This window comes from Halochromatium sp. (genome assembly GCF_054919635.1).
This window is the reverse complement of record NZ_JBUDPI010000064.1, coordinates 1-13959: the sequence shown is the minus strand read 5'-3', so window position 1 is coordinate 13959 and position 13959 is coordinate 1. Positions and strand designations below refer to the sequence as shown.

Sequence of the window (13959 nt, the reverse complement as noted above, 5' to 3'; positions counted from 1 at the left end):
CTGACGATCTCGAAGACGGCCTCGTCGTGGCCAATCGACTGTTTGATATCGAAGAGCAGGTCGAACAGCTTTGGATCGATGGTGGTGACGTCGCCGGTGCGAAAGTCCCGCAAAAAATGATCGAGTCGGGCCAGTGAGCTGCGCTGGTAGTGATCGCCCTTGCGGTAAGTCAGCGTCAGGCGCTCGTCGGTGTGGAGATGATGTAAGGAAAGGACGCGAGGCTGGTCGAGTCGGCGGCGGGCAAAGGCCGGCGTTGACGCTACAGCCAAGGCCGCGCCGAGGAAGATCCGTCGGTTCACTAGTGTTCCCCCTAGAAGACGATCATGTTGTTGTGCGGCCTGAGTATAGGCCGGGGTGAGACAAAAGCAATAGCTGTTTGACGATGAGTTGACGTCGGCCTAGCATGTTCTGAACTACATGAACGAAAACCGTTAAGCGTCCGTTTGAGCTGGCTAAATTTGATGGGTGCGTGAATGGTTCAATTCACTGCCGTGACTGAGGTTGTGGGGGTCCACGGGAGCCTTGTCGAAGAGGTGGAGAGAAAAGTCGATGGTGACTGAGCGCGCGGCGATGGCGTGCGATTCGGCGGGCGCTGGTGGCGTCTGGCGTTCGTGCACAGCTGTCGGCCTCGGCGTGTTTGGCCTCGTCGTGGCGCTGGGCTCGAGCACCCTGAGCGCGGACGTGTTCAAGTACGTTGACCGAGAGGGTAATGTCTTTTTCTCCGACGAACCGTTAACCAGTGCCGGTCTCAAGCTTGAGTGGAAGCGCACTGCGACACGGCTCGCGGCGCAGAATCGGGAGCAGTCGGCATCGATTCGGCGCAAGCAAGCCGAGGTCGATGCCCGACGTGAGGGGCGGTTGAAGGCGGAGGCTGAGGCTGCGGAGGTCTACAAGCGTCGCCCGGTCGAGCGGGTCAGTGGCTCCATGTGGGTGCGCCGGCAGCGCTATCAGCCACTGATCGAAAGTGCTGCTCGGCGCCATGGCCTGGTGCCGGAGCTGTTGCACGCGGTAATCCGCACCGAATCAGCCTATAAGCCAGACGCGCTCTCGCACGCTGGGGCCTGTGGTCTGATGCAGTTAATGCCTGGCACGGCTGAGCGTTTTCGGGTCACCGAGATCTGGGACCCGGCCCAGAACATCGAGGGTGGTGCCGCTTACCTTCGCTTCCTGCTCGACCTGTTCGATAACGATCTTCGACTCGCGCTCGCCGGCTATAACGCCGGCGAGGGTGCCGTCAAACGTTACGGAAACCAGATTCCACCCTATCCAGAGACCCAGAACTATGTGCGCAAGGTGCTGCAGTTCTTGTGGGCAGAAGAGGAATCGCGGCAGTCCTGAGCGGCGCTTGCCGCGCTTGCTAGTCCTCGCCGATGACGCGATTATCTTTCGGCCTGGAGAGAAGCCTCTCGGCTTCTAACTGATGCTTGGCAAAGATCATCCGGTAATCGGCGTCGTCGCCTTGGGCGCGCTCGGCACGCAGGTTGCGCACGGTGGCGCGGGCGTCCTGATAGCGCTCTTGCGTCTCGATATGGGTCAAGAGCATGTTGGGCGTGATCTTGTAGACGAAGTAGGGCATAGGGCAAGGTTCCATCTTGGCTGAGTAAGCGGCGCCGGAACGCTCGCGCATTCAGCTCGGTTGATGATGAGTGGATTGTAAGGGTCTGGCGAGGATATGGGGCCGCTATGCTGTTGATCGAGCCCCCGTTGCGGAGCCCCAGTTGCTGTTCTCCTGGGGCCTTGCTCAGCGCGATCTGTGCTGAAGGATCTCGCGCTATTGGACGGCCCTATTCGGTCGCCGTCTTAGCGCAAGTTCTTCTTGTAGCTCGGGAATTCGGCATTCTTAGCCTCCGAGAAATTGGCGAACTCCATGGTGACGCTGGCCAATTGAACTCCCTGGAAGTCGGCGTTGGTGACGATCGCGCCGCGCAGGATGGCGCCGCCGAGCACCGCGCCTACCAGGTCGACCCCGGTCAGGTTGGCGTTGCGAAAGTTCGCATCCTGCGCCGAGGCATTGCGAAGCCGGGCGCCAACCAGGTTTGCGCCTTCGAGATTGGCCAGGTTAAGTACCGTAAAACCGTTGGTCTCGCTGCTGGTCAGGTCCGCTTGCTCGAGGTTGGCGTTGACGAGATTAGCATCGTTGAGATGACTGTCTCTCAGGTCGGCTGCAGTCAGGTTGGCCTCGCGCAGATTGGCTTGAATAAAGAGCGCACGCTCAGCGGTCACGTGACTGAGGTTGCTGTGGCAGAAGTCGGTGCCACGCATGTCGGCTCCGGTCAGGCTGGCGCCTTCCAGCTTGGCGAAGCGGATCTCGGCCTTGCGCAGATCGGCACCGTCGAGGTTGGCGTCGCTCAGATCGGCACCGGAGAGCACGGCAACATTGGCTGGGCGTTCCGTGCCTGCGCGCACCTTGGCCAGATTCGCCGCCTTGAGGTTAGCGTCGTTCAGATGGGCACTGCGTAGGTTGGCGCCCGTCAGTGTTGCGGCCTGCAGATTGGCGCCGACCAGATCGCTGAACTCAAGATTGGCGCCGCTCAGATCCATCCCTTGCAGATCAGCGCCATTCAGCCGCATGTCACGTAGATCGGCGCCGACCAACGAATCGCCGTCGACCCTAGCCAATACATCGCCCGTCTCTTTATGCTTGATCTCGACCATCGTGTCCTCCGAGAGTTGTCGTAGGCGCTGGCCTCTTGCTGTGATGGGATTACCAGCGCATTCGGCTATGCTATCCACCCCGCGCCCCCTTTGCACCAGAAACAAGCGTACAGCCAAGCTGCACCCGAGGAGGAGACGATGAAGCTCGAGACACTCGCCATCCATGCCGGCTTCGAGCCGGACCCTGCGACCAAGGCCGTCGCGACCCCAATCTACCAGACCACCAGTTACGCCTTCGACGATACCCAACACGGGGCTGACCTGTTCGACCTCAAGGTGCCGGGCAACATCTACACGCGCATCATGAATCCGACCAGCGATGTGCTTGAGAAGCGCGTCGCGGCGATGGAAGGGGGGGTCGGGGCCTTGGCCTTGGCCTCAGGGATGGCGGCGGTGACCAACTCGATCTTTACCCTGGCGCAGGCCGGCGACAATATCATCGCTAGCTCGACGCTCTATGGCGGCACCTACAACCTATTCGCGCACACGCTGCCGCGACTCGGCATCGAGGTGCGGCTGGTCAAGCCGAACGATATCGATGCCATGGCGGCTCACATCGATGCCAAGACCAAGGCGGTATTCTGTGAATCGATCGGCAATCCGGCCGGCAACGTCGCCGACCTCAAGGCGATCTCGGACCTCGCCCATGGCCAAGGGGTGCCGGTGATCTGCGATAACACCGTGCCCAGCCCTTACCTGTGTCGACCGTTCGAGCATGGGGCGGACATCGTCGTGCACGCGCTGACCAAGTATATGGGCGGTCATGGCACCACCATCGGTGGTGTGCTCGTTGACTCCGGCCAGTTTCCTTGGGCCGAGCATGCCGAGCGCTTCCCAATGCTCAACGAGCCCGATGTCTCTTACCATGGCGTGGTCTACACCGAGGCGCTCGGGCCGGCGGCCTATATAGGTCGCGCTCGCGTTGTGCCGTTGCGCAACATGGGCAGTGCCATCTCGCCGTTCAACAGCTTCCTGATCCTGCAGGGCATCGAGACCCTGCCAGTGCGCATGGACCGCCACTGTGAGAACGCGATCGCGGTGGCGGAGTATCTGAAGGGCCAGGCTAAGGTCGAGTGGGTGCGCTACGCCGGCCTGCCCGACAGCCCGGATTATCCGTTGGTCGAGCGATACATGGATGGAGCCAAGGCCAGCTCGATCCTCTCATTCGGGATCAAGGGAGGCCGCGAGGCCGGTGCGCGCTTCATCGATGCGCTCAAGCTCGCGGTGCGCTTGGTCAATATCGGTGATGCCAAGACCCTGGCCTGCCATCCCGCCACCACCACGCACCGCCAGCTCTCGCCGGAGGAGCTCGCGGGTGCTGGGGTGAGCGAGGATCTGGTGCGGCTGTCGATCGGTATCGAGCACATCGATGACATCGTTGCCGATTTGGAGCAGGCACTGGCAGCGGCCTGAGCGACAATCTCGCTCCTGCCGCCCAACGCCTTGATTCAACCGGCTGGTGTCAACCTCTGGTCTCAGTCCCTGGTCTCAACCCCTGTCAAGCCGAGCAGACTGCGATGAAGACTCACTGCCTGATGCATGTGCCGTTTGAAGGGCCGGCTCAGATCGCCGACTGGGCTGAGAGCCGAGGTCACCCCATTGCCTTCAGCCATCTGTTCGCCGGCGACGCGTTGCCCGAGCTCGATGCCTTCGATCGCTTGGTCGTGATGGGTGGTCCCATGGGGGTCGGCGATGAGCAGCAGTACTCGTGGCTAAAGGCAGAAAAGCAGTTGATTCGAGCGGCGATCGACGCCGGCCGATCGCTGGTTGGCGTCTGTCTCGGCGCGCAGCTGATTGCCGAGGCCCTTGGCGCGCCGGTGGGCCGGAATCCAGACAAGGAGATCGGTTGGTTTCCGGTCAGACTGACTGAAGCGGCGCGCGCGCATCCCTTCTGCGAGGATCTTCCCGCTGAGCTGCAGGTCCTGCATTGGCACGGTGATACCTTCGCGCTGCCACCTGGCGCCCTTCATCTCGCGGAGAGCGAGGCCTGCACACAGCAGGGCTTTCTGGTCGAGGGGCGCATTCTAGGCCTGCAATTTCATCTCGAGATGACGCCGACGAGCCTCCGCACCCTTTGCAGCCATTGTGCTGACGAGCTGACGCCAGGACCTTTCGTGCAGAGCGCGGAGCAGATGCTCGCCGTATCGACTGTGCGCTATGAGGAGACGGCGCGGGTGCTGGAGGTGCTATTGGACCGCCTCGATGCAAGGCGTCCCTAAAGCTCAGGTCGGGGTGAGTAGCAGCCTAGAAGTCTCTTTAGCTCGCTGCGTTTATCGGCGTCATTTGTAGGTTGCAATGCCTCTTGGGGGGCGAACGACCGGCGTTAATCCGCAGAATCTCCGGTTTCTCCTCCTGGTCTCTGGAACGCAAGGCGCCAGCGAGCGACTAAGGTGGCGTGGCAAGGCGCTGCCGACGGAGCGCCGTTGATCAAGACTTGAGAGAGCTGCTGATGACCAAACGACACTGGCTGCGAGCCACGCTGGCTCCGGCGTTGACCTTCTCGATTGGCGTGGCGACAGGTGCCTTGGTCGTCTCGGGTGAGGTCGACCCAACTGACACCGAGACGGTGCCTGTCGCGGTCGAGGGGTCTGGTACGCCGACGCCTGCGTCGGATTCCACCACCGCCGTCGACTCAGCACTCAAGGTGACAGCAGACGGGGCCTCCCTCGCTTCTGATGGCGATCCCGACGCTGCTGAGCCCGAGCAGACGTTGATAGCGCCCGAGGCGCAACAAGCCTTTTTGGCGCGCCTGGATGAGCTTTCGCAGGGGTGGGGTCGGATGCAAGCGGATCTGGTCGCGCTGCAGCAGCGAGTGGTGAGCTTGGAGCGCCGCCCAGCGCCCATAGCGGACGATGTCTCAACCAATGAGCGGACGGATGCAGCGCGGCCCCGGACACCACAGGAGCAGCGCAATGCCCTCGTCCGTGTTGGTGTCCCTGCTGGCACGGCCGACGAGATCCTCTGGCGTCGCTCACAGGTCGAGCTGGACCGGCTGGAGCTGCGCGATCAGGCGTTGCGTGAGGGCTGGCTGGGGACCGACCGTTACCGCGAGGAGCTACGTGCGCTGAACGCCGAGCGCGTATCGCTTCGCGACGAGCTCGATGTCGAGGCCTACGACCGTTACCTCTACGAGACTGGGGAGACGAACCGTGTCAGTGTCGATTCGGTGATTGCCGGCTCCGCTGGCGATCAGAGTGGTCTGATGCCCGGCGATATCATCGAGCGCTACGGCGATGAACTGGTGCTGGACTTCAACGACCTGCGCTCCGCAACCAGTGCCGGAGAACGCGGTGAGCTGGTTCCGGTTCAGGTCCGTCGCGGTGGTCAGGTCGTCGAGGTCTGGATGCCGCGCGGTCCGATAGGTATTCGGCTCGATGCAGCCCGAGTCGACCCCAACAGCTGATGCTGGGCTCAGATCATTTTGCCTGATGACAGGCGATGCCTCTAGCGGCTGACCTGTCCTGATCCCAGAGCCCGATCGGAGAGGAGCCGTCCCACATCGTCGAACTCGCTGTCACCAGATCATCCCTGATCTTGAATAACGACCGGCCGCTTAGTAGGAGGGCGGCTATTGCTTGTCAGCGGTTCAGTCCCAGCTCAGCGCGCCCCCGGTCTGATACTCGGTGACGCGGGTCTCGAAGAAGTTTTTCTCCTTCTTCAGGTCCAGCACCTCGGACATCCATGGGAATGGGTTGCTGACGCCTGGGTATTGCTCGGGCAGGCCGATCTGCGCGCAGCGGCGGTTGGCGATGAACTGCAGGTATTCCTCGAACATTGGTGCGTTGAGTCCGAGCACGCCGCGAGGCATGGTCTCGTGAGCATAGTCCGCCTCGAGCTGCACCGCGTCGCGGATCATGGTGATCAGCTCCTGTTTGAAGCTGTCGGTCCACAGATGCGGGTTCTCGATCTTGATCTGGTTGATCACGTCGATGCCGAAGTTCATGTGCATCGACTCATCGCGCAGGATGTACTGGAACTGCTCGGCGGTGCCGGTCATCTTGTTGCGCCGCCCCATGCTCAGCACCTGCACGAAGCCGACGTAGAAGAAGATGCCTTCAAAGATGATGTAGAAGGCGACCATCTCGCGGAGCAGCTTTTGATCGTTCTCTTGCGTGCCTGTATGGAAATGCGGATCAGCCAAGTATTGGGTGTAGGGCAGCGCCCACTCGGCCTTGCGCGCGACCGAGGGCACCTCGCGGTACATGTTGAAGATCTCGCCCTCGTCCAGCCCTAAGGACTCGACCACGTATTGATAGGCGTGGGTGTGCAGTGCCTCCTCAAAAGCCTGGCGCAGCAGGTACTGGCGGCACTCGGGATTGGTGATGTGGCGATAGACCGCGAGCACCAGGTTGTTGGCCACTAGCGAGTCGGCGGTCGAGAAGAAGCCGAGGTTGCGCTTGATGATGGTGCGCTCGTCGTCGGTGAGGCCGTTCGGGTCCTTCCAGAGCGCGATGTCGGCATTCATGTTGATCTCTTGCGGCATCCAGTGATTGGCGCAAGCGTCGAGATACTTCTGCCAGGCCCAGTCGTACTTGAAGGGCACCAGCTGGTTGAGATCGGCGTGGCAGTTGATGATGCGCTTGTCGTCGACGCGGATGCGTCCGGCGCCGAGCTCTAGGCTCTCGAGACCGGTCGCGCCGCCCTCGGCATTGGGGTCAAACGCCTGGGCGCTAGGCTTTGAACGATCCGGCTTCTCGTCGATCAGTGCCGGCTGTGCCGGGCCAGGGTTTGGGTTGACCACCGGCGCGCTGCCAGCAGTCGCCATGAGGTCGGCGTTGGAGACGAGGCCTTGGCCGGGACGGGCGAGCTTGTTCTCTCCTTGGCCTGTCGAGGCGGCACTGCCGGGAAGAGCGAAGTCATGATCTTGATCCTCACCGTCGGCGTCGTTGTCGTAGCGCGCATCGAGCAAGCGCTCAACGTCGGGCTGGGTCTCTGAATGGGCGTCGGTATCTGGCAAGGGCCGATGCCTGCGTTCATTAGGAGCTGGGCGCGCATTGGCAAGGGGGTCATCCCAGTTCAGCATATCGGATGCTCCGTTGTGGTGGATATCGGGGCCACAGGGCCAAGCAAGCGCCGGCCCTGCCTGTGTTCGATTAGTCCTTCTTCTCGTTGGCTTTGCTGCCGGGCAAGAGCGCGCTGGCCGCGACAGGCGGCAGGTCTTTGGCGTCGGTATCGCGGTCAGCGAGCGAGATCAGCCAATAGGTGATGCCGAGACCCACCGCGATGAGACCCATGCCGATGAGATCGAGGGCGCTGTACTCGGCCATGTCGAGAATGATGATCTTTCGCGCGATGGCCATGATCGCGGTCGCGACGACGAGCTTCATCGGAAAGACATCAGAGCGGATGTAGAGCCGGATGTTCGAGAAGATCTCGTAGGCGATCAGCACCGCGAGAAACGCGCCGAAGGTCTTGATGATGTCCGGGATCAAGAAGTAGGGCGGTTGGATGAGGTTGAGGTAGACGGTGTGAATGACACTGAGCACGCCAACCAGGATGACGAAGACCATCGCGATGGCGAGCACATACGCGGCGGATCGCATCACTCGATGCAGCCAGCTCAGGATCGGGTCTTGCTCGTCGGTCGGCAGCTCGTCATGTTGACCCCGCTTGTGGCCTCCACTCTCGTTAGCGTTCGTCATTAGCTTGGTGCTCCTGCTGGGGAAACAGTGTTGGGCTCAGAACGGCACTGAGCTCCGAGTAGGGCAGCAGTAGGCGCGAGATGCCGATGACGTATGGGCCAATTTGATACTGACCAAAGACCACCTCGATGCCCTCCTTGATAGGAAGCAGGGTTTGGTAGTTCTCCGGCTCGGGCGCCGTGCCTCGCATCAGCCAGTCGTCATCCGGCTCGAACTGCTCGCGTTGGAGCAGCGCCTGGTAGCTCGCATCGGACAGGCGCTGCAGCCAGTTGCTGTTGGGCCTGAAGAGCGCTGACACCGGGATCGGCTCACCGGTCTTGCGGCTCAGGACCAAGGCTCGGTTCTCGGTTCCGCCATGGGCGCCACCGGTGAAGCGGTAGGTCTCGAGATCGATGGTCCAGAAGGTTGGGCCTTGATAGAGCAGCTCGCCGTTGATCGAAAGTCCCCAGGGCGGGCCGAGGTGTTCGCCGTCGTTGTCTGCGAGCAAGGTTTGGTACTCATCGCGAAATTCGTCGACTTGGCCTAGGACCTGCTGCTCGACGAATCGATTCGCCGCTTCCACCGCAGCTCTTGGGTTCGCCGCCGTGTTTGGGACTGGATCGTCCAGCGTCGGGAACCGAGCCGCGATCTCGACCATGGGGCCGTTCTGTTCCAGTCGCACGAGGCCGTCCTGATGCGACACCTCGACCGGGCCGATATCGATGGCCAGTGCCGAGGTCACATCGACGATAAGAACGAGGCCTAGAATCCAGGTCTTCTTCGTCATCTTGGTCATCGTTTCGCTCCTACTTCATCCCTGAACGCGGTCTTATCGATCACTGACAGCTCTCGCACTCTGGATCATCGATCGAGCAGGCTTTAGGCGTTGTGTCGGCGGGCTTGCCGCCACCGTTCGACTTCGCCTTTCCCGGTGACTGATAGGCGCCGCCGACGGCCGAGAGGCGGTTCGCTCGGCTTGAATCCGCCATGGTCGACTTCTCGACGTGTGTGGCGCCCATCGAACGCAAGTAATAGGTAGTCTTCAGTCCACGGACCCAGGCCAGCTTGTAGAGATTGTCGAGCTTCTTGCCGCTCGGCTCGCTCATGTAGAGGTTCAGGCTCTGCGCCTGATCCAACCATTTCTGGCGTCGGCTGCCGGCCTCGACCAGCCAGCGTGGGTCGACCTCGAAGGCGGTCGCGTAGAGCTCCTTCAGCTCATCGGGGATGCGATCGATCTGCTGCAGGCTGCCGTCGTAGTACTTGAGGTCGCTGACCATGACGCTGTCCCAGAGCCCGAGCGCCTTGAGATCGCGCACCAGGTAGGGGTTGACGACGGTGAACTCGCCCGAGAGATTCGATTTGACGAACAGGTTCTGATAGGTCGGCTCGATCGACTGGCTGACGCCGACGATGTTGCTGATGGTCGCGGTCGGCGCGATGGCCAGGCAATTGCTGTTGCGCATGCCGATCGTCGTTACCCGTTCGCGCAGGCCGTTCCAGTCCAGGGTGGTGCTGGTGTCGATCTCCAGATAGCCGCCGCGGCCCTCAGCCAGTCGCTGAACGCTGTCGATCGGCAGGACGCCCTGGCTCCAGAGGCTGCCATCGAAGCTCTGATAGCGCCCGCGCTCGGCGGCCAGCTCGGTGCTGGCCTCGATCGCGTAGTAGCTCAGCGCCTCCATGCTGTGATCGGCGAAGCGCACCGCGTCCTGGCTGGCATAAGGGATGCGCAGCTCGTAGAGCGCATCCTGGAAGCCCATCAGGCCGAGCCCAACAGGTCGGTGGCGCAGGTTGGAATTGCGCGCCTGCGGCACGTTGTAGAAGTTGTAGTCGATGACGTTGTCGAGCATGCGCATCGCCGTGCGCACGGTCTTGCGCAGCTTGGCGGTGTCGAGCCCGCGCTCGGTCACATGCGCGGCCAGGTTCACAGAGCCCAGATTGCAGACCGCGATCTCCTGGTCGTTGGTGTGCAAGGTGATCTCGGTGCAAAGGTTGGAGCTGTGCACCTGCCCGACATGCTGATTGGTATAGCGCAGGTTGCAGGGGTCCTTGAACGCGATCCAGGGGTGGCCTGTCTCGAACAGCATCGCCAGCATCTTGCGCCAGAGGTCGACCGCCTTGATGCGCTTGGTCACCTTCAGCTCGCCGCGCTCGGCGCGCGCCTCGTAGCCGAGATAGGCCTGCTCGAACGCCTGACCAGTCAAGTCATGCAGGTCCGGGGTCTCGTCGGGCGAGAACAGGGTCCAGTGCTGATCCTCGGCGACGCGCTTCATGAACAGATCCGGCACCCAGTTGGCGGTGTTCATATCGTGGGTGCGGCGGCGATCGTCACCGGTGTTCTTGCGCAGCTCGACGAATTCTTCGATATCGATGTGCCAGGTTTCGAGGTAGGCGCAGACCGCGCCCTTGCGCTTGCCGCCGTTGTGCACCAGGGCCGCGGCGGTCATGTAGCTCTCATCGCCCTCGACCTTGAGGTCGTGGACTTCCGCCACGGGCGTGATCGGCTCGACCGCCTTGACGCGGGTGAACAGCCAGTTGCCGAGCCGGAACCAGTTGTGCTTAGTCAGCGCGGGCGCACCAACCAGCGCAGCGATGCGCGGGTCGGCCGGGATGCGCAGATCGAAGGCGCGCGTGACCCCAGTGAAGGCGATCACGCTGCCGTCTGACCGAGTGCCCTGATGGTCGCCGGCACGCTCGCGGTATTGGCCAGCACAGGGGATGCCGAGACGCAACAGCTGGTAGCGCAGCCCTTCGGCGAGCGGCGCTGAGCTGCTGGTGAAGTAGATCTCCTTGCCCCGGCTGATCCCCCCATCGGTCTCGAGCAGCCCTTGGATCAGTGCTAGCGTCTGCCGGGGCGGCAAATGGCTGAAGCGCCGAGCGATGCGTTTGTTGCGGGCGGCGTCGTACAGGTCTTCTTCGGTGAAGGGCAGATGCGCGAGATCCTCGCCGACCCAGCGCCCGGTGGTCGCGCAGCGGGCGAGGCCACGGCCGACGGACCATTTGATCTGCAGATAGGTGCCACCGCGGCGGTTTTCCCAGAAGTGGATGCCGCGTGCGTCAAGATACTCGCGCACGAACTGCAGATAATTGCCATCAGAGGCGGGATTGCCAGAGACCCCGAATTCCCGACCTCTGGTCAGATGCCCATCGCCGAGCAGGATGCCATAGAAGCGCGCATCGTCCTCGGTCAGCCCTTCAACAGGCACCACCTCGCTTGGGATGACTTGTGCGACATAGTCACCGGCACTGAGCGAGCCAGCCTCCACCCAGTCAGGCCGATAGCGACCGTTCTCGATCTGATTCAGGGTGCGCTCGATCGACTGTTCCGCCGGCACGCCTGGGATGGCCCAGAAGGGATGACCCGCAGTGACCTTGAGATCATTCACCGAATGCCTGATCCGCACCTGGACCATGGGCGCATCCTGCTGCGCGTAGACGAAGTGCTCGCTGACCTCGCGGTAGCGCCCGCGCTGACCGAGCACCAGATCGCCGACCTTCACATCCGCAATCGCCTTGGGGCCATTGGCAGTGAAGACGGTGGTCTCGGACGCAAAGCATTGATTGACGGCGACGGCGGTATCGTTGGCAACCTTCAGAAACGGCACCACACCCTGGCTCCTGCCATTGGTGCCCTTGATGTGAGCGCCCATGCCGCGTACTCGGGTCCAGTCGTTACCGAGACCACCGGCGAATTTGCTCAGGAGCGCGTTGTCCTTGATGGCGCCGTAGATGCCATCGAGATCGTCCGGCACCGTGGTCAGATAGCAGGAGCTGAGCTGTGGGCGCAACGTACCGGAGTTGAACAGGGTCGGCGTGCTGCTCATGAAATCGAACGAGGACAACAGCTCGTAGAACTCGATCGCGCGCTCCTCGCGGTCGATCTCGTTGATCGCCAGGCCCATCGCGACACGCATGAAGAAGGCCTGCGGCAGTTCGATTCGCGGCCCCTCGGCGGTATGGATGAAGTAGCGATCGTAGAGTGTCTGCAGGCCCAGATAGGTGAACTGCAGATCGCGCTCAGGCTTGAGCGCGGCGCCGAGCCGAGCCAGGTCGAAACGCCCAAGCTGCTTGTCGAGCAGCTCCAGATCGCCGGCGGTCTTGATATAGGCGCTGAAATAATCGACATAGCGCTCGGCGAGATCGGCCTGGGTCTCGACCCCGACCGCCATCCCCAGCTCGCTCAGCGCCTCGCGCCGCATCACATCGAGCAGCAGCCGCGCCGCGGCCTGGCTATAGGCCGGCTCGCGCTCGATCATCGCGCGTGCCGACATCACCAATGCCTGGCCGACATCGGCCTCTTTGACCCCATCGAACAGGTTGCGCAGCGTATCGGTGATGATCACCTCGCCATCAACCCCTTCAAGCCCTGCAGCGGCCTCGCGCGCCAGTCGGCGCAGACGCTCGACGTCCAGCGGCCGCGTGCTGCCATCGGCGAGGGTGACGTTGAGTCCAGTGGCTTCAACAGTCGCTGTGGTCGTCGCGCTGGCGGCCTTTTCGGCGCGCTCACGGGCGCGGGCGTCGCGATAGATCACATAGTCCCGCGCCACCTTGTGCTCACCGGCACGCATCAGCGCGAGCTCGACCTGATCCTGGATATCTTCGATATGGACGGTGCCGCCACCCGGCAGACGGCGGGTGAGCGCCGAGACCACCTGCTCGGCAAGCTCGTCGACCAGATGATGGATGCGGCTAGAGGCAGCCGCGCCGCTGCCCTCGACCGCAATGAAGGCCTTGGTCATGGCGACCTTGATCTTGCTCGGATCGAAATGGGTGACCTTGCCGTTGCGGCGGATGACCTGGACCTGCCCCGGACGATGGCTCGCAACCTCGCTGCTCGGGCTCAGTGCAGCGACGCTGGTCGACGTGGTGTGCCGAGCCTCAGGCTCGACGCTGGGTCGATGCACGACGTCTGCTGTTGCATCAGTCTTCGCGGGGGCGGCGGCCATAGTGCTGTCCTCGATGGATGTTGTGTGGTGCTTTTCGGTTGTCGCTGGCGTCCGGTCGACACCGAACAGGGTTCTCACTGGTACGCAGTTCGAGCTTGGCGATCAGGGTTTGGGTTGCGGCTCAGCGTCAGCGGTGTTGAAGCCCTGGCCGCATTATCGATTTGGTCGCGGTATCAGAGGCGGGCCGTTGTCGCCGGCCGTCACAGCAATTGACCACTGATATGGCAACAGCGGTCGATGAGTCAGATACCTTGGTTGTCATCAATATATACGTATCAAGGGGGGTGTCAACCACCATATCTTGTGGTTTAGTTGCGACTAAGCCTATCGGCGTCTTGTGTGCAGGCTGTGGATATCTTTACCGCAATCGCCGTTTGAGGCCGTCGTTGAGGGCTTCCCCTGTGCATAACTTCGGCCTGCTCGTACCCTGCATTGGGCCGGGCTGAGAGCGGCTGGTCAGCGCTATACTGGGTGCTCGTGGTCGGCCCTGCGGGGGGCTCAGCCCGATATCGAGCCAACACCAATCGCGCCAATCGAGCCTTGCCGTGGCAGTCGGTTCGCGGTCTCGACGGCGCACAGGAGGAGACGATGAATCGAACCAGGCTGCGCACTGGCGCAACCCTACTGGGCTGGGTGCTGGCGACGCCGTTACTGGCAGAGCCCGTCGCTGAAGGTCCGCGCGAAACCCCAGCTCAAGGCTCGGCCGGGTCCGCGGCTGAGACACCGGCTGAGACACCGGC

11 protein-coding genes are annotated in these 13959 nt (G+C 62.3%); 4 read left to right on the top strand and 7 right to left on the bottom strand.

Annotation, left to right across the window (positions count from 1 at the left end; genetic code table 11):
• Positions 1 to 299 (bottom strand): DUF882 domain-containing protein (locus tag ACY693_RS06085; RefSeq protein ID WP_462320938.1); only part of this gene is annotated, 299 nt, incomplete at its 3' end.
• Positions 300 to 549: 250 nt separating this feature from the next.
• Between ACY693_RS06085 and ACY693_RS06080 the strand changes: the two genes are divergently transcribed.
• Positions 550 to 1338, top strand: a complete 789-nt coding sequence (locus ACY693_RS06080) for a lytic transglycosylase domain-containing protein (RefSeq protein WP_462320937.1) — start codon at positions 550 to 552, stop codon at positions 1336 to 1338.
• 19 nt (positions 1339 to 1357) lie between these two features.
• Here the strand turns inward: ACY693_RS06080 and ACY693_RS06075 are convergent, their stop codons facing one another.
• Complete coding sequence (locus ACY693_RS06075; protein ID WP_462320936.1) at positions 1358 to 1576, bottom strand: hypothetical protein; 219 nt, start codon at positions 1574 to 1576, stop codon at positions 1358 to 1360.
• 224 nt (positions 1577 to 1800) lie between these two features.
• Complete coding sequence (locus ACY693_RS06070; RefSeq protein WP_462320935.1) at positions 1801 to 2655, bottom strand: pentapeptide repeat-containing protein; 855 nt, start codon at positions 2653 to 2655, stop codon at positions 1801 to 1803.
• A gap of 138 nt (positions 2656 to 2793) precedes the next feature.
• Here ACY693_RS06070 and ACY693_RS06065 point away from each other — a divergent pair, with 138 nt between their 5' ends.
• The 3 genes from ACY693_RS06065 to ACY693_RS06055 all read left to right on the top strand — a co-directional run bounded on the left by ACY693_RS06065 (position 2794) and on the right by ACY693_RS06055 (position 6058).
• Positions 2794 to 4068 (top strand): O-acetylhomoserine aminocarboxypropyltransferase/cysteine synthase family protein, encoded by a 1275-nt coding sequence (locus tag ACY693_RS06065; protein ID WP_462320934.1) that lies wholly within the window; start codon positions 2794 to 2796, stop codon positions 4066 to 4068.
• Between the two features lie 104 nt (positions 4069 to 4172).
• The gene (locus tag ACY693_RS06060) at positions 4173 to 4874 is read left to right on the top strand and encodes a type 1 glutamine amidotransferase (RefSeq protein WP_462320933.1); all 702 of its coding nucleotides are present in this window, start codon (positions 4173 to 4175) and stop codon (positions 4872 to 4874) included.
• A 230-nt stretch (positions 4875 to 5104) separates the two neighbouring features.
• Positions 5105 to 6058 (top strand): PDZ domain-containing protein, encoded by a 954-nt coding sequence (locus tag ACY693_RS06055; protein WP_462320932.1) that lies wholly within the window; start codon positions 5105 to 5107, stop codon positions 6056 to 6058.
• Positions 6059 to 6241: 183 nt separating this feature from the next.
• Here ACY693_RS06055 and ACY693_RS06050 read toward each other — a convergent pair whose 3' ends face one another.
• The 4 genes from ACY693_RS06050 to ACY693_RS06035 all read right to left on the bottom strand — a co-directional run bounded on the left by ACY693_RS06050 (position 6242) and on the right by ACY693_RS06035 (position 13219).
• Positions 6242 to 7420 (bottom strand): ribonucleotide-diphosphate reductase subunit beta, encoded by a 1179-nt coding sequence (locus ACY693_RS06050; RefSeq protein ID WP_462320939.1) that lies wholly within the window; start codon positions 7418 to 7420, stop codon positions 6242 to 6244.
• Between the two features lie 328 nt (positions 7421 to 7748).
• The gene (locus ACY693_RS06045; RefSeq protein ID WP_462320931.1) at positions 7749 to 8297 is read right to left on the bottom strand and encodes a phosphate-starvation-inducible PsiE family protein; all 549 of its coding nucleotides are present in this window, start codon (positions 8295 to 8297) and stop codon (positions 7749 to 7751) included.
• Positions 8284 to 9072: a DUF3298 and DUF4163 domain-containing protein gene (locus ACY693_RS06040; RefSeq protein WP_462320930.1), complete on the bottom strand. Its 789-nt coding sequence runs from the start codon at positions 9070 to 9072 to the stop codon at positions 8284 to 8286. Before ACY693_RS06040 ends, ACY693_RS06045 begins: the two co-directional genes overlap by 14 nt.
• Positions 9073 to 9112: 40 nt before the next feature.
• A complete protein-coding gene (locus ACY693_RS06035; RefSeq protein WP_462320929.1) occupies positions 9113 to 13219 on the bottom strand; it encodes a ribonucleoside-diphosphate reductase subunit alpha in 4107 nt (1368 codons plus the stop codon).
• Between the last annotated feature and the right edge of the window lie 740 nt (positions 13220 to 13959).

Excerpts from the sequence above, each read along its gene's own strand:
- ACY693_RS06080 (WP_462320937.1), top strand. The coding sequence starts at position 550 with ATGGTGACTGAGCGCGCGGCGATGGCGTGCGATTCGGCGGGCGCTGGT.
- ACY693_RS06075 (WP_462320936.1), bottom strand. The coding sequence starts at position 1,576 with ATGCCCTACTTCGTCTACAAGATCACGCCCAACATGCTCTTGACCCAT.
- ACY693_RS06070 (WP_462320935.1), bottom strand. The coding sequence starts at position 2,655 with ATGGTCGAGATCAAGCATAAAGAGACGGGCGATGTATTGGCTAGGGTC.
- ACY693_RS06065 (WP_462320934.1), top strand. The coding sequence starts at position 2,794 with ATGAAGCTCGAGACACTCGCCATCCATGCCGGCTTCGAGCCGGACCCT.
- ACY693_RS06060 (WP_462320933.1), top strand. The coding sequence starts at position 4,173 with ATGAAGACTCACTGCCTGATGCATGTGCCGTTTGAAGGGCCGGCTCAG.
- ACY693_RS06055 (WP_462320932.1), top strand. The coding sequence starts at position 5,105 with ATGACCAAACGACACTGGCTGCGAGCCACGCTGGCTCCGGCGTTGACC.
- ACY693_RS06050 (WP_462320939.1), bottom strand. The coding sequence starts at position 7,420 with ATGGCGACTGCTGGCAGCGCGCCGGTGGTCAACCCAAACCCTGGCCCG.
- ACY693_RS06045 (WP_462320931.1), bottom strand. The coding sequence starts at position 8,297 with ATGACGAACGCTAACGAGAGTGGAGGCCACAAGCGGGGTCAACATGAC.
- ACY693_RS06040 (WP_462320930.1), bottom strand. The coding sequence starts at position 9,072 with ATGACCAAGATGACGAAGAAGACCTGGATTCTAGGCCTCGTTCTTATC.
- ACY693_RS06035 (WP_462320929.1), bottom strand. The coding sequence starts at position 13,219 with ATGGCCGCCGCCCCCGCGAAGACTGATGCAACAGCAGACGTCGTGCAT.